At 75.2% G+C, this 19579-nt stretch carries 16 protein-coding genes; 11 read left to right on the top strand and 5 right to left on the bottom strand.

Going from position 1 to position 19579, the window contains the following annotated elements:
- The first annotated feature begins 88 nt into the window (after positions 1–88).
- The 7 genes from ald (at position 89) to OG335_RS11685 (ending at position 8018) form a co-directional block, all read left to right on the top strand.
- Positions 89–1204 (top strand): alanine dehydrogenase, encoded by a 1116-nt coding sequence (ald, locus tag OG335_RS11715; protein WP_405011027.1) that lies wholly within the window; start codon positions 89–91, stop codon positions 1202–1204.
- Positions 1205–1589: 385 nt separating this feature from the next.
- Entirely contained in the window at positions 1590–2747 is a 1158-nt protein-coding gene (locus OG335_RS11710) for a ParA family protein (RefSeq protein ID WP_405011026.1), read from the top strand.
- A gap of 41 nt (positions 2748–2788) precedes the next feature.
- Positions 2789–3223 carry a hypothetical protein gene (locus OG335_RS11705; protein ID WP_405011025.1) on the top strand — a complete coding sequence of 145 codons (435 nt, stop codon included), beginning with the start codon at positions 2789–2791 and terminating at the stop codon, positions 3221–3223.
- A 147-nt stretch (positions 3224–3370) separates the two neighbouring features.
- A complete protein-coding gene (locus OG335_RS11700) occupies positions 3371–4318 on the top strand; it encodes a segregation and condensation protein A (protein WP_405011024.1) in 948 nt (315 codons plus the stop codon).
- Positions 4319–4725: 407 nt separating this feature from the next.
- Positions 4726–5313, top strand: a complete 588-nt coding sequence (gene scpB / locus OG335_RS11695) for an SMC-Scp complex subunit ScpB (RefSeq protein ID WP_405015362.1) — start codon at positions 4726–4728, stop codon at positions 5311–5313.
- Positions 5314–5380: 67 nt separating this feature from the next.
- Positions 5381–6841, top strand: a complete 1461-nt coding sequence (locus tag OG335_RS11690; RefSeq protein ID WP_405011023.1) for a pseudouridine synthase — start codon at positions 5381–5383, stop codon at positions 6839–6841.
- 196 nt (positions 6842–7037) lie between these two features.
- The gene (locus OG335_RS11685) at positions 7038–8018 is read left to right on the top strand and encodes a helix-turn-helix domain-containing protein (RefSeq protein ID WP_405011022.1); all 981 of its coding nucleotides are present in this window, start codon (positions 7038–7040) and stop codon (positions 8016–8018) included.
- A gap of 127 nt (positions 8019–8145) precedes the next feature.
- Here OG335_RS11685 and OG335_RS11680 read toward each other — a convergent pair whose 3' ends face one another.
- The 3 genes from OG335_RS11680 to OG335_RS11670 are packed head-to-tail and all read right to left on the bottom strand — an operon-like array spanning position 8146 to position 12284.
- On the bottom strand, positions 8146–8508 hold the full coding sequence (locus OG335_RS11680; protein ID WP_405011021.1) for a DUF952 domain-containing protein: 363 nt from the start codon (positions 8506–8508) through the stop codon (positions 8146–8148).
- 54 nt (positions 8509–8562) lie between these two features.
- Positions 8563–10167: a mucoidy inhibitor MuiA family protein gene (locus tag OG335_RS11675; RefSeq protein ID WP_405011020.1), complete on the bottom strand. Its 1605-nt coding sequence runs from the start codon at positions 10165–10167 to the stop codon at positions 8563–8565.
- A gap of 2 nt (positions 10168–10169) precedes the next feature.
- A complete protein-coding gene (locus OG335_RS11670) occupies positions 10170–12284 on the bottom strand; it encodes a DUF4139 domain-containing protein (protein WP_405011019.1) in 2115 nt (704 codons plus the stop codon).
- Positions 12285–12563: 279 nt separating this feature from the next.
- Here OG335_RS11670 and OG335_RS11665 point away from each other — a divergent pair, with 279 nt between their 5' ends.
- From OG335_RS11665 to der, 3 genes are all read left to right on the top strand, one after another.
- A complete protein-coding gene (locus OG335_RS11665) occupies positions 12564–13649 on the top strand; it encodes a prephenate dehydrogenase (RefSeq protein WP_405011018.1) in 1086 nt (361 codons plus the stop codon).
- A gap of 214 nt (positions 13650–13863) precedes the next feature.
- Positions 13864–14580 (top strand): (d)CMP kinase, encoded by a 717-nt coding sequence (gene cmk / locus OG335_RS11660; protein ID WP_405011017.1) that lies wholly within the window; start codon positions 13864–13866, stop codon positions 14578–14580.
- A 203-nt stretch (positions 14581–14783) separates the two neighbouring features.
- Entirely contained in the window at positions 14784–16238 is a 1455-nt protein-coding gene (gene der / locus OG335_RS11655; RefSeq protein WP_405011016.1) for a ribosome biogenesis GTPase Der, read from the top strand.
- 90 nt (positions 16239–16328) lie between these two features.
- Here the strand turns inward: der and OG335_RS11650 are convergent, their stop codons facing one another.
- Together OG335_RS11650 and OG335_RS11645 are read right to left on the bottom strand one after the other, a co-directional pair.
- Entirely contained in the window at positions 16329–16967 is a 639-nt protein-coding gene (locus OG335_RS11650) for a hypothetical protein (RefSeq protein WP_405011015.1), read from the bottom strand.
- A 213-nt stretch (positions 16968–17180) separates the two neighbouring features.
- The gene (locus OG335_RS11645; protein WP_405011014.1) at positions 17181–18086 is read right to left on the bottom strand and encodes a hypothetical protein; all 906 of its coding nucleotides are present in this window, start codon (positions 18084–18086) and stop codon (positions 17181–17183) included.
- A 580-nt stretch (positions 18087–18666) separates the two neighbouring features.
- Between OG335_RS11645 and OG335_RS11640 the strand changes: the two genes are divergently transcribed.
- Positions 18667–19398, top strand: coding sequence for a transglycosylase family protein (locus OG335_RS11640; protein WP_405011013.1), 732 nt, complete (start codon positions 18667–18669; stop codon positions 19396–19398).
- Positions 19399–19579: the final 181 nt, after the last annotated feature.

Here is a 19579-nt window from a genome sequence, read left to right as displayed (position 1 = left end):
CCGGCGTTCTCCGGAGGCTTTCCCCGCGCGCGCCGCCCGCCGGTCTTTCCCCGGCCGGGACCCCCAGGCAAGAGGGACGTGTTTAGCCGTGAAGGTCGGCATCCCCCGCGAGGTCAAGAACCACGAGTACCGCGTGGCCATCACGCCCGCCGGCGTGCATGAGCTGGTCCGCAACGGACACGAGGTCGTCATCGAGGACAACGCCGGCGTCGGCTCCTCGATCCCCAACGAGGAGTACGTGGCCGCCGGCGCGACCATCCTCCCCACCGCCGACGAGGTGTGGGCCGCCGCCGACCTCCTGCTGAAGGTCAAGGAGCCCATCGCCGAGGAGTACCACCGCCTCCGCAAGGGCCAGACGCTCTTCACCTACCTGCACCTCGCCGCGGACCGCGCCGGCACCGAGGCGCTCGTCGCCTCCGGCACCACCGCCATCGCCTACGAGACCGTGCAGCTCGCCAACGGCGCCCTCCCGCTGCTCGCCCCGATGTCCGAGGTCGCGGGACGCCTGGCACCGCAGGTCGGCTCCTACCACCTGATGCGCTCGGCCGGCGGCCGCGGCGTGCTGCCCGGCGGCGTGCCCGGCACCCACCCCGCGAAGGCCGTGGTCATCGGCGGCGGCGTCTCCGGCTGGCACGCGGCCACCATCGCCATCGGCATGGGCTACGACGTGACCCTGCTCGACCGCGACATCAACAAGCTCCGCGAGGCCGACAAGGTCTTCGGCACGAGGATCAAGGCCATCTCCTCCAACTCCTTCGAGCTGGAGAAGGCCGTCCTCGACGCCGACCTCGTCATCGGTGCCGTGCTCATCCCCGGCGCCAAGGCCCCCAAGCTCGTCACCAACGAACTGGTCTCCCGCATGAAGCCGGGCTCCGTGCTCGTCGACATCGCGATCGACCAGGGCGGCTGCTTCGAGGACTCCCGCGCCACCACGCACGCCGACCCGACCTTCCAGGTCCACAACTCGGTGTTCTACTGCGTGGCCAACATGCCGGGCGCCGTCCCGAACACCTCTACCTACGCGCTCACCAACGCGACGCTGCCCTACATCGTCGAGCTGGCGAACCGCGGCTGGAAGGAGGCGCTGCGCCGTGACGCGGCGCTCGCCAAGGGCCTGAACGTCCACGAGGGCCAGATCACCTACGCGGCGGTCGCCGAGGCCTTCGACCTGGCCTCCGTCCCGCTGGGCAGCGTCCTCGCCTGAGGCCGGACCGACCCCGTACGCCCCCGGCCCGCAACGCGCGGGCCGGGGGCTTCGGCATGCCCCGGCGCCGGCCGGGAGCCACCCGCCGACGCGGTGACCGCCCGGTGGACGGCCGATGTCAATTCATGTGCGTCGTGTCACCCGCCCTGCGGACCCGGTCGGTGCGGTCACCCTCCCGTGGGTGGCGCCTGCCGTGGAATCGTCAGGGTCCCAGGGGTGCGCAAGCCTTGACAGAAGGCGGTCCGGGAGCCGACACATCATGCCCACTACCGTGGATTGTGTTGCTGCGAACGCCTGGAACGGCCTAGAGTCGCAAATCGTCGGCATGCTGCCACGCTGACGTATCGACATAGAGTCCTGGAAGCCCAAGGAGGTAAGACGACTTGTGAATGAGTCGACATTTGCTCCCGGGGGTGGTCAGCCAGGACTGGCGGAGCGCGCCTCCGGACAGCCGAACGACGAGTACGCCCGGCAGTCCACGGTGGGCACGGTGGAGGTCGGCTCGGTCGCGGTCCGCACCTTCGAGGCCCGCCAGCACGCCGCCCAGGCGCCCGGCGACTACGACGCCGAGCTCGCCTCCTACGGCCTGGCCTACGCCGACCTCGCCTACGGCCCCTACGACGACCCGGACGCCGAGTACGAGCCCGATCCGGAGTACGCCGCCACCCTGGCCCCCGACGCCGCCCGGCAGCGCCGCGAGCGCGTCGGCCCGACCGGCCGCCCCCTCCCGTACTTCCCGATCCCCGCACCGCTGGCCGAGCACGGCCCCGCGCAGATCGTCGCGATGTGCAACCAGAAGGGCGGCGTCGGCAAGACCACGTCGACCATCAACCTGGGCGCCGCGCTCGCCGAGTACGGCCGCCGGGTGCTGCTCGTGGACTTCGACCCGCAGGGCGCGCTCTCGGTCGGCCTCGGCGTCAACCCGATGGAGCTCGACGTCACCGTCTACAACCTGCTCATGGAGCGGGGCCTGACGGCCGACGAGGTGCTGCTGAAGACCGCCGTCCCCGGCATGGACCTGCTGCCCTCCAACATCGACCTCTCCGCCGCCGAGGTGCAGCTCGTCAGCGAGGTCGCCCGCGAGTCCGCACTCGCCCGGGCCCTCAAGCCGCTGCTGCCCGACTACGACTACGTCATCATCGACTGCCAGCCCTCCCTGGGCCTGCTGACGGTCAATGCCCTGACGGCGGCTCACAGCGTCATCGTCCCGCTGGAGTGCGAGTTCTTCGCGCTGCGCGGCGTCGCGCTGCTCACCGAGACCATCGAGAAGGTCTGCGAGCGGCTCAACCCCGACCTGCGCCTCGACGGCATCCTCGCCACCATGTACGACTCCCGCACCGTGCACAGCCGCGAGGTGCTGGCCCGGGTCGTGGAGGCCTTCGGCGAGCACGTCTTCCACACCGTCATCGGGCGCACCGTCAGGTTCCCCGAGACCACGGTGGCCGGCGAGCCGATCACCACGTACGCCACCAACTCGGTCGGCGCCGCCGCCTACCGCCAGCTCGCCAGGGAGGTGCTCGACCGGTGCCGCCCCGCCGAGTGAGTCTCCCGGGAGCCGACGAGCTGTTCCGGACCACCGGGGGGATGGCCCTGTCGCCCTCGCTGGGCCGGCCGGCCGAGGCCCCCCGAGCGGAGACCGCCCGGCCCGCCGACCAGGGCGCGCCGGAGGGCGGCACCACCCCCGCGGGCGCCGAGGCCGCCCAGCAGCAGGCGGCCGCCGAGGCCGCCCGCCGGCACGCGGCGGCCGAGGAACAGGCCGCCGAGCAGCGTCGGCCGCGGCCGCGCAACCGCGCGGCACGACGGCCCTCAGGCCGGGAACGGCACGACGAGAAGATCACGGTCTACGTCTCCGCCGAGGAGCTCATGGACCTGGAGCACGCCCGGCTGGTGCTCCGCGGCGAGCACGGCCTCGCGGTCGACCGCGGCCGCGTGGTGCGCGAGGCCATCTCCGTCGTGCTGGCCGACCTGGAGCAGCGCGGCGAGGCGAGCATCCTGGTACGGCGCCTGCGCGGCCGCTGAGCCGCCGCACCGCACCGCACCTCCGGCCGACAGCCCACGGCTCAGGACCCGAGGCTCAGGACCCACGGCCCGCCGCCGCCCGCGACGGGCGTGTCGCGGGCCCACCGGGCCCCGGGCGCGGCCCCGCCGGGCGAAGATGGTGGGGCCATGACGAGCCCGACCGAGCCCCCGCCGCCGGCCTCCTCCGCCGCCCAGGCCCCCGCGGACGCCCCGCCGCTCGCGGACACCGCCGGCCCCGGCGCGGGGCACGGCGGCTTCCGGGTGCGGCTCGACAACTTCGAGGGCCCCTTCGACCTCCTGCTCGGCCTGATCGCCAAGCACCGGATGGACATCACCGAGATCGCCCTGTCGAAGGTCACCGACGAGTTCGTCGCGCATATCCGGGCCATGGGCCCCGACTGGGACCTCGACGCGGCGACCGAGTTCCTCGTCGTCGCGGCCACCCTGCTCGACCTCAAGGCCGCCCGGCTGCTGCCCGCCGCCGAGGTCGAGGACGAGGAGGACCTCGCCCTCCTGGAGGCCCGCGACCTCCTCTTCGCCCGGTTGCTGCAGTACCGCGCGTACAAGGAGGCCGCGGCCGTCCTCGCCGAGCGCTGGGCCGCCGAACAGCAGTGCCGCCCCCGCACCGTCGGGCTGGAGCCCCACCACGCCCTGCTGCTGCCCGAGGTGGTCATCACCCTCGGCCCGGAGGGCTTCGCCCGGCTCGCCGCCCGCGCGATGACGCCCCGGCCCCGGCCCGTCGTGTACGTCGACCACATCCACACCCCGCCGGTGAGCGTCCGCGAGCAGGCCGGCGTGGTCGTCGACCGGCTCGCCGCGCTCGGCAGCGCCACGTTCGGCAGGCTGGTGGAGGACGCGGAGAACACCCTGGTGGTGGTGGCCCGGTTCCTCGCCCTGCTGGAGCTCTACCGCGAGCGGGTGCTCGACTTCGAGCAGCCCGACGCACTCGGCGAGCTGCTGGTGCACTGGGTCGCCGAGGCGGACCGGCAGGTCGAGGTCACCGACGAGTTCGACCGGCCGCCCGGCGAAGCCGCGGAGCCCCGTACGGACACAGCCCCCGCCGGAGGGGCGGGCAAGGACGGAGAGCGACAGTGAACGGTGAGCACCCGCGCCCCGGACGGCGCACCCTCGGACTGCCCGGCCAGGCCCGCCCCGACGAGTGGCAGGAGCCCGCCTACGGGCCGGAGGGGGGGCAGGACGACCCGGACCGCCCCGCCATCCCCGCGCCCGCCGCAGAGCCGCCCCAGGAGCCCCGGACCGGCCCGGCAGGGTCCGCCGCCCGGCCCGGCGCGGCCGCCGCCCCCGCGGAAGCGCCCGCGGAAGCCCCCGCCGGGCCCGCCGCGGACACCTCCGAACCCGAGCCGATGCCCGACCCGGCCCCGCTGCCGAGGCCCGACCCCGAACCCGACCCCGTGCCGGACCGGCCGGAGAAGGACGCGGATCCCGCGGCGGCCGCGGCGGAACCCGGGGTGCCGCTGCGGGCCGCACTGGAGGCGATCCTCATGGTCGTCGACGAACCCGCCACCGAGACCCACCTCGCCTCGGTGCTGGAGCGCCCGCGCGCCGAGGTCGCCGCCGCCCTGCGCGAACTCGCCGCCGAGTACGAGATGCAGGGCCGGGGCTTCGACCTGCGGCTCGTCGCCGGAGGCTGGCGTTTCTACACCCGCGCCGACTGCGCCCCGGCCGTCGACCGCTACGTCCTCGACGGCCGGCAGGCCCGCCTCACACAGGCCGCACTGGAGACTCTGGCCGTCGTCGCCTACCGGCAACCGGTGTCGCGCAGCCGGGTCTCAGCCGTCCGCGGTGTGAACTGTGACGGCGTGATGCGTACCCTGGTACAGCGAGGACTGGTGGAAGAGACCGGCTCCGAGCCCGAAACAGGTGCGATCCTGTATCGGACGACGAACTACTTCCTGGAACGGACTGGGCTGCGAGGCCTGGACGAGCTGCCCGAGCTCGCGCCCTTCCTGCCCGAGGTCGACGACGTGGAAGCGGAGTCCCTCGAAGGCACGACGATCGCGGAGGCGGTCGCCGCCGCACACGCGGACGGCGGCGGTGACGAGGCGAACCGGTCTGTGTCTGACCGGTGAGGGGGCGGTGAGGTCGGCCGGGCACGACACGCACACCCACGACGGAACACGACGTACGGACATTTTGATGCGCAGCAGTGGCAACGGCAGGAACAGCAGCGGCGGCGGACAGGGCCGGGGAGGCCAGGGAGGCCAGGGACGCGGCGGACAGGGCGGGGGCCGGAGCGGCGGCTCGTCGTACGGAGGCGGCGGCAGCAGCAGCGGTGGCGGGTCGCGTGGCGGCTCCTACGGCGGCAGCGGCGGCGGTGGCCGCAGCGGTGGCGGCTCGTACGGCGGCGGCGGTAGCAGCAGCGGTGGCGGCGGGTCGCGCGGCGGCTCGTACGGCGGCAGCAGCGGCGGTCGGAGCGGCGGCTCGTCGTTCGGCGGCAGCAGCAGTGGCGGCGGTAGCCGGAGCGGTGGCGGCTCGTACGGTGGCGGCAGCGGCGGTGGCGGGTCGCGCGGCGGCTCGTACGGCGGCGGGCGGGGCGGTTCCTCGGCCCCGCGTCCGAGCGACCGGCGTGACGACCGCAGGGACGACCGTCGCGACGACCGCAAGGACGACCGGTACCCCGACCGTCCGCTGCGTCCCGAGGAGCGGCGCTACGACCGCCCCGAGTTCGGCGGCGGTCCCCACGCCTACCCCGGCCGCACCAGTGCGAGCCGCCGTCCGACCCCGGCGCCGAAGCCGCGCCGCGAGGGCCAGGGCGCCCCGGGTGACCCGCGGCGCCAGCCGCAGCGCTCGCGCGAGCTGCAGGCCAAGATCGAGGACGCGGTGCTCGCCCGGCACGACAAGCCGGTCGTGAAGACCCCGAAGACCTTCGGCGAGCCCGAGGGCGAGCGCCTGCAGAAGGTGCTCGCGCGGGCCGGCATGGGCAGCCGCCGGGCCTGCGAGGAGCTCATCGAGCAGGGCCGGGTCGAGGTCAACGGCAAGCGCGTGACCGAGCAGGGCAAGCGGGTCGACCCGGAGCACGACGAGATCAAGGTGGACGGCCTGACGGTCGCCACGCAGTCGTTCCTGTTCTTCGCGCTGAACAAGCCGGCCGGCGTCGTCTCCACCATGGAGGACCCGGACGGCCGGCAGTGCCTGGGCGACTACGTCACCAACCGTGAGACCCGGCTCTTCCACGTCGGCCGGCTCGACACCGAGACCGAGGGCATCATCCTGCTCACCAACCACGGCGAGCTGGCCCACCGTCTCACCCACCCCCGGTACGGCGTGACCAAGACCTACCTCGCCGCGATCCAGGGCCCGATCCCGCGCGACCTCGGCAAGCAGCTCGCCAAGGGCGTGGAGCTGGAGGACGGCTACGCCCGGGCCGACAGCTTCAAGGTCATCTCGAACGTCGGCAAGAACTACCTCGTCGAGGTCACGCTGCACGAGGGCCGCAAGCACATCGTGCGCCGCATGCTCTCCGAGGCCGGCTTCCCGGTGGAGAAGCTCGTGCGCACCCACTTCGGCCCGATCGCCCTCGGCGACCAGAAGTCGGGCTGGCTGCGCCGCCTCACCAACCCGGAGGTCGGTCAGCTGATGCACGAGGTCGGCCTGTAGTCACACCTTCGAATCGAAGGCCTCCCCTCCGTTCGGCGGGGAGGCCTTCCGGCTGTTCGGCGGGGAGCCCGTGTGAACCTCGCCCCAGCAGCTTGTCATGATGTGGATCTGTGGCGCAGGATGGCCACCGGGCATCGGGTCGACGAGTGGCGGAACTGCGCCACGGAGCCGCTGGCCGCATGGGGGAAGGAGTGGCGTGCTCGACGCATTCGGAGCGCTCGGCCTGGGACGGCCGGACGGGCAGGTGTACGCGGCCCTGGTGGTCACGCCGCAGTCCACCGCCGAGGAGCTGGCCGGCCAGTGCGAGCTGACGCTGCAGCAGAGCCAGGAGGCGCTGGACAGGCTCGCCGAGCAGGGCATGGCCACCCGCGCCCCGGTCGACCGGGAGCGCTACCTCGCCGTCGCGCCGGACGTGGCCATCGGCACCCTGATCGGCCACCGCGAGGCGGAACTGCGCAGCGCCCGCGCCGAGATGCACCGGCTGATGGACGCGTTCCGCGAGGCGTCCCGCTACACCGACCCGGCGCACTCCGTGGAGGTGCTCACCGGCGGCGAGGCCATCGCCCAGCGGCTGGAGCACCTCGTCGACACGAGCCAGTACCAGGTGCGCGGCTTCGACTGCCCGCCGTACATCCAGGACCCGACGGCCCAGATGCCCCGGCAGCGCTCCAAGCTGAAGGCCGGCGTGCGGTTCCGCACCGTCTACGACAAGGACGCGGTGGCCTGGCCCGGCCGGCTGGAGAAGGAGATCCTCATCGGCGTCGAGGACGGCGAGGAGGCCCGTGTCCGCCCCGCGCTCCCGATGAAGATGATGATGTCCGACGACAAGATGGCGATCATCCCGATCACCGTCGGCGACAGCGTCCTCGACGCCGCCTACGTCATCCACCCCTCGGCGCTGCTCCAGGCGCTCGACGCGCTCTTCGAGGCCGAGTGGGAGCGGGCCGTGCCGCTGCAGGCCGCGATCGGCGACGGCGAGGCCGACCAGGGGCCGGAGGCCGACCACCGCAAGCTGCTCGGCCTGCTGGCGGCCGGTCTCACCGACGAGTCGATCGCCCGGTCGCTCGGCTGGAGCGCCCGCACCACCCAGCGGCGGCTGCAGAGCCTCATGCGGCAGCTCGGCGCGACCACGCGGTTCCAGGCCGGCATGGCGGCCCGCGAGCGCGGCTGGCTCTGACCGCGCGGCCGGCCCCGGGGACGTGCCGCCGGAGTCGGCCGGGCTGGTCGCGCCGACCTGACCGGGGGCCGGGCCCGGCGCGGCGGCCCCGTGCGGCACCCTGCGGGGGCCTGCCGTCAGCCCGCCGTCAGCTCCAGGGCAGCAGCAGGGACCAGCTGCCGTCCTCGCCGCGTTCGACCTTCTCCAGTCCCACCACGGCCGTCCGGTTGAGCCGGCCGTAGATGTGCGGGAACAGCACGTCGGGGTCGGCGCCGGGCGGCGGCGGGCCGGAGGGCGCCTCCCACTTCACCATCGGCTCGACGAGCTTCTCCTCGACCAGCAGCGCCATCAGCGGTTCGGGCGTGTCGGCGAAGAAGAGGTTGGCCACGGCCAGCGCCGTCCGCTCGTCGGGGGAGCAGTGGATGAAGCCGTCGGTGAGCAGCGAGGCGGCCGCGTACGGCCGCCCCGGGTCACGCAGCCAGTCGTCCAGCGGGGCGAGATGGTAGATCATGGGTCCTTTGTACCGGAGTCGACGGGCCAAATCCGGTCGGCTCCGGCGGCCACGTCACAGGCCCGCCACCTTCGACGCGGCGGACACCTCGTAGACCAGCGTGAGGGTGCGCCGCCCGCCCGGCGGCAGCGGTACGTCCCAGCGGACGACGCCCTCGGCGTCCACCTCGTCCGGCGCGGGTGAGCACGCCTCCCCGCGCAGCCGCACCTCCACCGCCGACACCTCGGAGACCGGGATGCGCTCCCGGACGGCCACCACCTGCTCGTCCTGCTCCTCCGGGCCGGAGAACCGCGACACGTGCAGCCGGACGGTACGGGTGACCACGGTGCGCTGGGTCAGCCCGGCGGAGCCGCGGCTCTCCTCCGTCACGCGGACCACGCGGTAGCCGTCCGAGCTGCCGAAGGCCAGCTCCGCGGGGGCGCCGGGCGCCGTGAACAGCAGCGCGCCACGGCCGGTGAACCCGCTGCCCTGCACCAGGTCGACCGGGCCGGCGAGCAGCGCGTGCCCGGCGTCGTTGCGGAACCGCACCACCCGCGTGACCAGCGGCGACAGCTCCGGTGCGGCCGCGAGACCGCTGGTCGCGGCCGTGCCGAAGGACGTCAGCGGCACCCGGTGGGCCCGGCCGTCCGAGGGCACGGAGGCCGGCGCCGGCGCCTTCAGCACCCGCACCTCGCCGCCGTCGTCGACGCCCGGCAGGCCCTCGTCGGACGGCCCGGTGGAGCCGATCGCCTCCTCCCGCAGCTCGACCTCGACCGTCCGCCGCTCCTCGCCGGTGCGTTCGCGCAGGCTCAGCACGTCCTCGGTCAGCCGCGGCGGCTCCGACGCGAGCGCGGACCGCGCCGTCGACAGCGTCAGCCGCACCCCCGACCAGTCCTCGCCGGTGCGCTGCCACACCACCGCGTCCGTCTCCAGGGTCAGCCTCCCGTCGGCCAGGGTCGCCCGGTACGCGGGCCGCCACAGCGCGCACGGCGTCAGGTGGCTCACCCGCAGCGGCACCGGGCCGGCCGTGTCGGCCTCCACCGTCAGCTCGACGTGGGCGACCAGCTCGGCGGGCTCCTCCTCCGCCTCCTCCAGCGCCCGCAGGGCCGCGGTCAGCTCCTCGGAGAGCAGGTCGGTGCGGGCCCGGGCGGCCCGCAGCTGCTCGCCGTACGTGTCGCGTTCGCCGTCGATCCGGTCGAGCTCGCGGCTCCACCGGGCGCGCTCGGGCTCGCCCCGGCCGGCGCCCTCGCCGACCTCCCGCAGCAGGTCGGCGGCGAGCTGGGCGAGCAGGGCGAGCCTGGCCTCCAGGCGTTCGGCCAGCCGCTCGGCGGCCCGGCCCTCCTGTTCCAGGGCGTGGACCCGGCGGCGCAGCGGCGAGTCGTCCTCGGTGGGCGGCAGCGGTGCGCGGGGTGTCCAGCTGCGGACGATCCGGGCGTCCAGGACGCGGGCCGGGCCGTCCGGCTCGGCCCGCAGGGAGCGGTCGACGGCGAGCGCGGAGACCGGCCCGAGGCGGAGCCGGGTGACCCCGGCGGCGAGGTCGGCGACCGCGGTGCGCTCGATGTGCGCGCGGTCCTCCAGGCAGGTCACGGCGGTCACCGGCAGCGGCAGCGCGGCCTGCGCGCCGCCCGCGGCCGCGGACGGCGGGGTGGCGGGGAGCGGGGTGGTGGGTGTGGCGGTCATGGTCAGCTCCTCCGGTTGCCGCCGACGAGGGCCTTGCCGGCCGGGATGCGGATCTCGTAGCCGCCGTCGAGGGCGGTGGTGCCGCCCGCGGGCAGTTCCACCCGCCAGCGGCGCGTGCCGGCGGGGTGGGAGTCGCTCGGGTGGTCCGGGGCGGTCCAGGCCGCGCGCTCCTCGATCCGGACGTCCGTGTCGGCCGTGACCGGCACGCGCTCGCGCACCTCGACGGTGACGGCGTGCGACAGCCGGTTCGCCAGCTCCACGTGGATGCGGTGGTCGAGCACCGTGACGTTGTTGCGCAGGCCCGCGGTCGACTCGTGCAGCTCGGTGCGGCGCGACACGCGGACGGCCTCCGCCTGCCCCAGGCCGACCCGGCGGGCCGCCCCCGGTGCGAGCGTCGGCAGGGCGGAGGTCAGCAGGTGGTCGCCGTCCGCGGTGACCTCCACCGGGCCGGCCAGCAGGGCGCCCGCGCTGTGGTTGGAGAGCACCAGGGTGGCGTACACGGCCTCCTCGACCGAGGGCACGCACACGTACTCGGTGCGCAGCGACACCTCGATCGCGCCGACGGTGACGGTGTGCCAGGTGCCGTCCGAGGGGATGTCGGCCCGCGCCTCGGCGTCGTACCGCTGGTCGAACGAGCCCGCCGACGCGCGCGGCCGCACCGCGTGGGCGGGCAGCGGCAGGGCGGACACCGAACGGGCCCGGTTCTCCTGGAGCACCGTCGCCGCGTCGTGGACCGCGTCCGGGACGAGCAGGCCGCGGCGGTGCGGCGCGTCGTCGGGGCCGTTCAGCAGCAGGCCCGCGTAGTCCAGCTGGGACTCCGACGGGCCGGGCGGCGGCAGCACCTCCGGCAGGGCGTCCGCCTGGGCGCCGAGCGGCGCGCCGCGGTCGACCGGCGCGGCCGTCCTGCGGGCGCGCACCGGGGCCGCGGGCGGCGGCGCACCGTACGCCTGCGGGGCGGGCGCACCCGGCGGCGCCGGCACGGCGGACGCCATGGGGGCCGCCATCGGGAACGCCGCACCGGTCGGGGCGGGAGGCGGCTGCGGGACGGGCATCGCCGCGCCGAACGTCCTGTCGCCGCCCGCGCCCTCGGACCCGCCGCCCAGCGCGCCGCCGCCGCCCGGCCGTCCGGCGCGGCCCGGCCGCGGTGCCGGGGCGACCGGCCGCCGCGTGCCGCCGAACTCCGGCTCCGGCGGGCGGCCCGCCGCGTCGTACCCGGCGAAGAGGTCGCGCAGCCCGCCGGGGGGCTCCCGCCAGCCCGGCGGCGCCGGCACCGGCTGGCGGCGGCCGATCCGCAGCGAGCGGAGTTTCGGCAGGTCCGTCCGGCGGTGCAGGTCGGCCGTCGACAGGCCCACCCGCACGCCCGTCCAGTCCTCCCCGGTGCGCTGCGCGAGCTGCGCCCGCAGCAGCAGCGTGCCGGAGTCGTCGCCCTGCCGGTACGTCAGCCGGTACGTCGGCACCCACACCGCGCCGGGCACGCCGTACTCCAGCTCCAGCCCGACCTCGGCGCCGTCCGGCACGCCGTCGAGCGTGACCAGCGCCGTGCGGGTGAGCGCCGTCGGCTCCGCGCGGTCCGCGGTCGACGCGCGGGCCAGAGCGTCGATCGCGACGGCGAGCGCGTGCTCGGCCAGCCGCACCTCCTCGGCCAGCAGCGCGGCACGCGCGTGGAGCGCGGTGAGCCGCTCGTCGACGAAGTCGGCCAGCTCCAGCCAGGCGTCCGCGGGGACGCGGCGGTGCGGCTCGTCGGACTGCGGCGCCGGCGGCACCGCCCGGACGCCCGCGATCTCCGCGATCCGGGAGTCCTGCCGGGCGGCGCGGCCGCGGGCCGCGTCGACGACGTCCCGGGCGCGCTCCACCCGCCGCTGCAGCTCCGGCAGGTCGGCGCGGTCGCGCAGCTCCGCCTCGGACTCCAGCCGCACCGACGTCACCCGCGCCCCGCCGGACAGCACCGACGCCCGCAGCGACGACGCGTCCGCCACCCGGGGCAGGCCCGTCAGGCGCACCCGGCCGTCCGCCGGAACCGTCCCGCGCGCGTGGCGCCGGCACAGCGCCCCGCTCGCGTACACCACCACCGAGTCGAGCACCGACTCCCAGCGTCCTGCCGCCGTCTCCGCTGACACCCCGTCCTGCCCCCTTCGTCCGTCCCGTGAGCCCGGGGCGCCCAGTCTGCCCCCGCCGCCGCCGCGGCGCGCCGGATTTCCCCTGCGCGTCGGGAGAGTGGACGGCGAGCGGCCCGCGGTGGTTGCGTGGCATGCCCCGCAGGCCGCCGACGGCCACCGGTGCGGCCCGCCGGCGGCCCGGGGGCGGCGGGCCCGGGCGGACACCGGCGGGTCCGCTGCGAGAGGATGGGCGCACGGCGGACCACCGCCGGCCACCCGCACCAGGAGACGCACCCCGCCATGCGCACAGCCGCCGTCATCGGCACCGGACTGATCGGCACCTCCGCCGCCCTCGCGCTCGCCGGACGCGGCGTCGCCGTGTACCTGGAGGACGCGGACCCGGACGCGGCCCGCACGGCCTCCGCCCTGGGCGCGGGAACCACGGAACTCCCCGACGCACCGGTCGACCTGGCGATCATCGCCGTGCCGCCCGCCCTCATCGGCAAGGTGCTCGCCGACTGCCAGCGCCGCGACCTGGCCCGCTGCTACACCGACGTGGCCAGTGTGAAGGCGGGCCCCCGCAGCGAGGTCACCGCGCTCGGCTGCGACACCGCGCACTACATCGGCGGGCACCCCATGGCCGGCCGCGAGCGCTCCGGCCCGCTGGCCGCCCGCGCCGACCTCTTCGAGGGCCGTCCGTGGGTGCTCACCCCCACCCCGGACACCGACACCGACACCCTCAACGCCGCGCTGGAGCTCGTCGCCCTCTGCGGGGCCATGCCGATCGTCATGGACGCCACCGCGCACGACCGCGCCGTCGGCCTCGTCTCGCACGCCCCGCAGCTGCTCTCCTCGATCATCGCCGCCCGCCTCGAACACGCCGACGAGACCGCCGTCCGGCTCTCCGGCCAGGGCGTCCGCGACGTCACCCGCATCGCCGCCTCCAACCCCGCGCTGTGGGTCGACATCCTCTCCGCCAACGCCGGGGTGGTCGCCGACATCCTGCAGGAGGTCGCCGCCGACATCGACGACACCGTGACCGCCCTGCGCGCCCTGCAGGCCGCCGACGAGGGCGAACGCCGCGCCGGCGCCTCCGGCATCGAGGCCGTCATGCGCCGCGGCAACACCGGCCAGGCCCGCATCCCCGGCAAGCACGGCGCGCCGCCCACCCGCTACGAGACCGTCACCGTCGTGCTCGGCGACCAGCCGGGCGAGCTCGGACGGCTCTTCGGCGAGGTCGGCGCCCTCGGCGTCAACATCGAGGACGTCACCATCGAGCACTCCTCCGGCCAGCAGGTCGGCCACGTGCACCTCGACGTCGCCCCCGCCGCCGTGCGGCTCCTCACCAACGGGCTGCGCGACCGCGGCTGGAGCGTCCGGGACTGATCCGCCCCCTTCCGTACCCTTCCGCACCCTGACCGGCCTCCGGGTGGCCGACGCCGATGCCGTCACCGCACCGGTGCTCCTGCTCCGGTGGCCGGAGCTGCGCCGGTGGGCCTTCGCGATCGGCGGGCGCCCGGACGGGGACCCTCCGCCGGTCCATTAACCTTGAGATAGTCATCCCGGCCGAGCGCGCCGGACCGAGAGAGAGGTTCGCCCCGTGGACACTGCCGACCGAGCGCACGCCCCGGTCGTCGTCGCCATCGACGGACCCTCCGGTTCCGGCAAGTCGACCGTCTCCCGGGCGGTCGCCGCCCGGCTCGGCCTGAGCTTCCTGGACACCGGCGCCATGTACCGCGCGATGACCTGGTGGATGCTGGCCAACGACGTCGACGTCGACGACGCCGAGGCGGTCACCATCGCCTGCGGCAAGCCCGTCATCCTCTCCGGCACCGACGCGGCCGGCCCGACCATCACGGTCGACGGCCAGGACGTCTCCGGCCCGATCCGCGGCCCCGAGGTCACCGCCAAGGTGTCCGCGGTCTCCGCCGTCCCGGCCGTGCGCTCGCGCCTGGTCGAGCTGCAGCGCGGCTGCGCCGAGCACGCGGTGCGCGGCATAGTCGCCGAGGGCCGGGACATGGGCACCGTGGTCTTCCCCGGGGCCACCGCGAAGATCTTCCTCACCGCCTCGGGCACCGCCCGCGCCGAGCGCCGCGCCGCGGAACTCCGGGCGAAGGGCGTCGACGAGGAGACGATCACCGCGATGGCCGCGGACCTGGCCCGCCGGGACGCCGCAGACTCCTCCCGGGAGACGGCCCCGCTGACCCAGGCCGCGGACGCCGTGCTCGTCGACACCAGCACGCTCACCCTCGACCAGGTGATCGACACCGTCGCCGCCCTCGTCGAGGAGCGGTCGCAGGAGCCGTCCGCCGCCTGAGCCGTTCCGACCGCCTGACCGCGGCACCGCGGCACCACCGCCGTGCCGCAGCACCACCTGAACCCCCTGAACCGTTCGTGAACCACCCCGGACCGTCCGGTCCGACCCTCAGGCCACAGGATCGTGGCCTCGCGCTGCCCGCACGGGCAGATACGCACGGCGTGCCCCTGGGAAGGGCCGCGCCGGGAAATGGAAAACCGAGCATGAGCAACGACACCACCACGGCCCACGGCGAACTCGGCGACAGCGAGTACGCGGAGTTCCTCGCGCTGGCCGCCGAGGAGGGCTTCGACGCCGAGGAGATCGACGCCGACCTCGACGCCGCCTCGCACGGACCGCTGCCGGTGCTGGCCGTCGTCGGCCGCCCGAACGTCGGCAAGTCGACCCTCGTCAACCGCATCATCGGCCGCCGCGAGGCCGTCGTCGAGGACCGCCCGGGCGTCACCCGCGACCGCGTGACCTACGAGGCGACCTGGAACGGCCGCCGCTTCAAGCTCGTCGACACCGGCGGCTGGGAGATCGACGTCCTCGGCCTCGACGCCGCGGTCGCCGCGCAGGCCGAGTACGGCATCGAGTCCGCCGACGCGGTGCTCTTCGTCGTCGACGCGACCGTCGGCGCCACCGACACCGACGAAGCCCTGATCAAGATCATCCGCAGGGCGGGCAAGCCCACCGTCCTCTGCGCCAACAAGGTCGACGGCCCGTCCACCGAGGCCGAGGCCACCTACCTGTGGTCGCTCGGCCTCGGCGAGCCCTACCCCGTCTCCGCCCTGCACGGCCGCGGCTCCGGCGACCTCCTGGACGCCGTCATGGATGCCATGCCCGAGGCCCCGCCGCAGACCTTCGGCTCCGGCCCGCTCGGCGGCCCCCGCCGCGTGGCCCTGATCGGCCGCCCGAACGTCGGCAAGTCCAGCCTCCTCAACAAGGTCGCCGGCGAGGAGCGCGTGGTCGTCAACGAGCTGGCCGGCACCACCCGCGACCCGGTCGACGAGATGATCGAACTCGGCGGCAAGACCTGGAAGTTCGTCGACACCGCCGGTATCCGCCGCCGCGTCCACCTCACCGCCGGCGCCGACTTCTACGCCTCGCTGCGCACCTCCTCCGCACTGGAGAAGGCCGAGGTCGCGGTCGTGCTGGTCGACGCCAGCGAGACCCTCGCAGAGCAGGACACCCGGATCATCTCGATGGCCGTCGAGGCCGGACGCGCCGTCGTCATCGCCTACAACAAGTGGGACCAGCTCGACGAGGAGCGCCGTTACTACCTGGAGCGCGAGATCGAGCGCGACCTCGTCCAGGTGCAGTGGGCCCCCCGCGTCAACGTGTCGGCGAAGACCGGCCGCCACATGGAGAAGCTCGTCCCCGCCATCGAGACCGCGCTGGCCGGCTGGGAGACCCGCATCCCGACCGCGCGCCTCAACGCCTTCCTCGGCGAACTCGTCGCCTCGCACCCGCACCCGGTGCGCGGCGGCAAGCAGCCCCGCATCCTCTTCGGCACCCAGGCCGGCGCCCGCCCGCCGCGCTTCGTGCTCTTCGCCTCCGGCTTCCTGGAGGCCGGCTACCGGCGCTTCATCGAGCGCCGCCTGCGCGAGGAGTTCGGCTTTGCCGGCACCCCGATCTCGATCTCGGTGCGGGTGCGCGAGAAGCGCCGCAAGAAGTAGGACCCACCGTCGACGGCCGGGGCCGGGCAGCGATCACGCTGCCCGGCCCCGGCCGTTCTCGCGACCCCCGGCGGCGGGGGACGCGCAGGTTCAGCGCTGCTCGCCCGAGCGGCCCGGCGGCAGCTGCAGCACCGACCGGTGCCGCCCGCCGGCCGTCACCACGTCGGCGCCCACCGGGAGCCGCCCCCCGACGACGGCCTCGGCCGCCCCGGCGCCGGGCCCGCCGGCCTCCGCCCGGCCGGAGCCGAGGTACCCCGCCGCCACCCAGCCCTGCCCGCCGCCCGACGCCTGCGCGGCCGCCACGCGGCCCTGCTGGTGCTCCACGTGCTGCAGCCGGCCCGAGGCCTCCGCGAACGCGCCGCCGTCCGCGTCGCCGTGCGCGTCGCCGTGCGCGTCGATGTGCGCCTCGCCCGTGGTCCGGCTCTCGGAGATGAACTGCGGCATCCCCTGCGCGTGCCCCGGGAACGTCTCGAACGCCTGGTGCTGCGGGTACGGCGCCGCACCGGCCGACCCGGCGTACCCGTAGCCGCCGAACACGGGGAGGCGCAGCTGCTCCTCGTCGGTCCGGTCACCCGGGAGGGCCCGGAAGAGTCTGCGGTACTCGGAGTACAGCGAGTCGTAGATCGGGGTCGGCGAGGTCGGGCGGCCCGCGTCGTACGCGGGGCGCATGCCCGGAATGGTGAGGGCGGCGGACGGGCGGGTGGTGGGAGCGACGTCGTAGCTGTACACGTGAGGGCCAACGAGCGAAGCCGCCCGGGGATGCGGGGTCGGGACGGCCCTCATCCCCGGGCGGCGCGCGGCCGGCCGGTCGTGTGCTGCGCACCGGGCGCCGGAGGTGCGCCGGGTGCCGGTGCTGGTGCTGGTGTTGGTCCCGGGTGGGCCGGTGCTGCCGGTCCCGGGCGGGCCGGTGCCGGGTGGGGCGGTGCCTCTCCGAGGGGCGGGTCAGGTGCCGGCGAGCGGGAGCATGCCGGCGGCCAGGATGCCCTGACCGGCCGCCCGGTCGAGGGCGATGCGCAGCAGGTCCTCGCGGGGCTGGCGGCCGATGGTGCCGGCCGGCACGGCGTACATGATCACCTCCGAGCGACGGCTCACGGAGGACCGCCAGGCGTCGGTGACCTGGAGCGGCTGGTGGGCCTGCCACCAGGCGGTGCTGCCCCCGGCCGCGGAGGGCTGCAGGATCGCGTGCAGCTGGCCCATCGCCATCAGCACCGACCAGCCGGTGAGCGGGCGCACCGGCACCCGGTCGACCGAGCCGACGAGCTGGAAGCCGTGGTCGGTGAGGAGGGAGAGGAACTCGTCCTCCGCCGAGCCGCTGCCGGGCCGGGCGATCGGGCCGGTCGGCTCGACGACCAGCGCGGCGTACGGGGTGTCCCCGCAGAGCACCAGGCCGCAGGTGACGCCGAGGACGGCGGGCTGGGCGCCGGGGTCGGCCGGGGCGTACTGCTGCGGCGCGGGGGCCGGTGCGGGTGCGGGCGCGGGGACGCCCGGGTAGGCGTGCGCCGGGGCCGGATACCCGGCGTGGGCGGCGTGCACGGGCTCCGGCGCGTAGGCGGACGGGGCGGGCGCGCCGATGCCGCCCTGCGCCTGGCTGATCGAGCGGACGGCGCCCAGCAGCTGCTCCTCGGCCACCGGCACCACCTGGGACGGGATGCAGCGGGCGTGGGCGAAGGCGAGCACGGCCGTCTCGTCGCCGATGAAGAGCACCGTGCTGGTGGCCTCGCGCAGCGAGTCGCCGGGAGCCCGGCAGGAGGTGCAGTCGTAGGCGTCGGGGGCGTGGGCGCCGGCGAGCAGGCGATCCGCCTCGTCGTCGCCGATTTCGGCTCGTACTTCGTCGCAGACATCGAGCATGCGCGGCAAGGGGACTCCTCCGGTCGTCAGGGGTGGCACGGGCGCACGTGACCGCCATTCCCAACGGGCCGCCTGTGGCCGGGGTCACGGGTGCGTCCGGCGGCGACGGGATTTGCCGCGGATCTGACTGCAACGGGTGGACGAATGGTCGCCGTCTGTCGATCCTGTGCCCGAGGTCACAGCCCGTCACCGGTGAGCAGGGTCACGGCCGGACGAGGGTTGATCATGGAAAATATGGTCAAACCGGGCAAAGCGCTGCGATCTGCTAGATCGATACCGGCGGTAACGCGTCGCTGAGCTGCGCGGACCCGAAACCGTTTGGTGCCCGGCCGGACGACTCGTAGCTTTTTGGGCAGTGCACCGAGCACTTCCCGGGTTCACCCCCACGCACCGCCCACCGGCCCGACCGGTCGGAGCCGGTGCCCGCCGCAGCGGCTGACCACCGCGGCCGGCGCGGAAGGTGGCCGGGGCGGCACGGCACGTACGACACGTGCACAGCCGCCTTGCGGACGAGGCAGACGAACCGGGCCCCCAGGGCTCTGGTTCCGCATGCCCGCCCGGGGCTGTGGAGAGGAATCCCATGACCTTCCGTAACGAGTCCGCCGCTGCCACCACCACCGCCGTCAAGCGCAACCGCGTGCGGACGGCCCTCGTCGGCGGCGCCATGGTCGCCGCCCTCCCGGTGGCCGGCCTCGTCACGGCCAACTCCGCCTCCGCCGCCTCCGTCTCCACCTGGGACGCCGTCGCCCAGTGCGAGTCGGGCGGCAACTGGGCGATCAACACCGGCAACGGCTTCTACGGTGGCCTGCAGTTCACCAACAGCACCTGGGCCGCCTTTGGCGGCACCGCGTACGCCTCGCAGGCCAACCTCGCCACCAAGGCGCAGCAGATCTCCGTCGCCGAGAAGGTCCTCGCCTCGCAGGGCCCCGGCGCCTGGCCCGTCTGCTCCGTCAAGGCCGGCCTGACCAAGGGCGGCGCCGCCGCCCAGGTCGACACCACCACCCCGGCGCCGAAGGCCGCCGCGCCCAAGGCCGCCACCCCGGCCACCACCGCGCCGAAGGCCGCCGCCCCGGCCACCCCGGCGCCGAAGGCCGACACCGAGCAGAAGGCCTCGCGCAGCGAGACCCGCGCCAAGTCCGACTGGAACACCAAGAAGACCGACGGCGGCTCGTACACCGTCAAGGCCGGCGACACCCTGAGCAAGATCGCCAACGCCAAGGGCGTCGACTGGAAGACCCTGTACGACAACAACGCCGGCGTCATCGGCAGCAACCCGAACCTGATCCTCCCGGGCCAGGTCCTGTCGGTCTGACACCGGACCCCCGAACCACCCGGCACTGCGCCCTCCGCCCACGCCTGACGCAGCGCCGACACCCGCCGGCCGCCGCCCGTACCCCGCGTACGGACGGCGGCCGGCGGGCGTTTCCGGTGCGTGCGTGCGTGGCGGGCGGGCATGGGTGCGTACGGGCGGGCGGGCGTCTCCGGCGGGCGGC

The sequence above is a fragment of the Kitasatospora sp. NBC_01539 genome, assembly GCF_045040525.1.
GTDB lineage: Bacteria > Actinomycetota > Actinomycetes > Streptomycetales > Streptomycetaceae > Kitasatospora.
The sequence above is the reverse complement of the archived record's forward strand: the minus strand, read 5'-3'. Positions and strand labels throughout refer to the sequence as shown.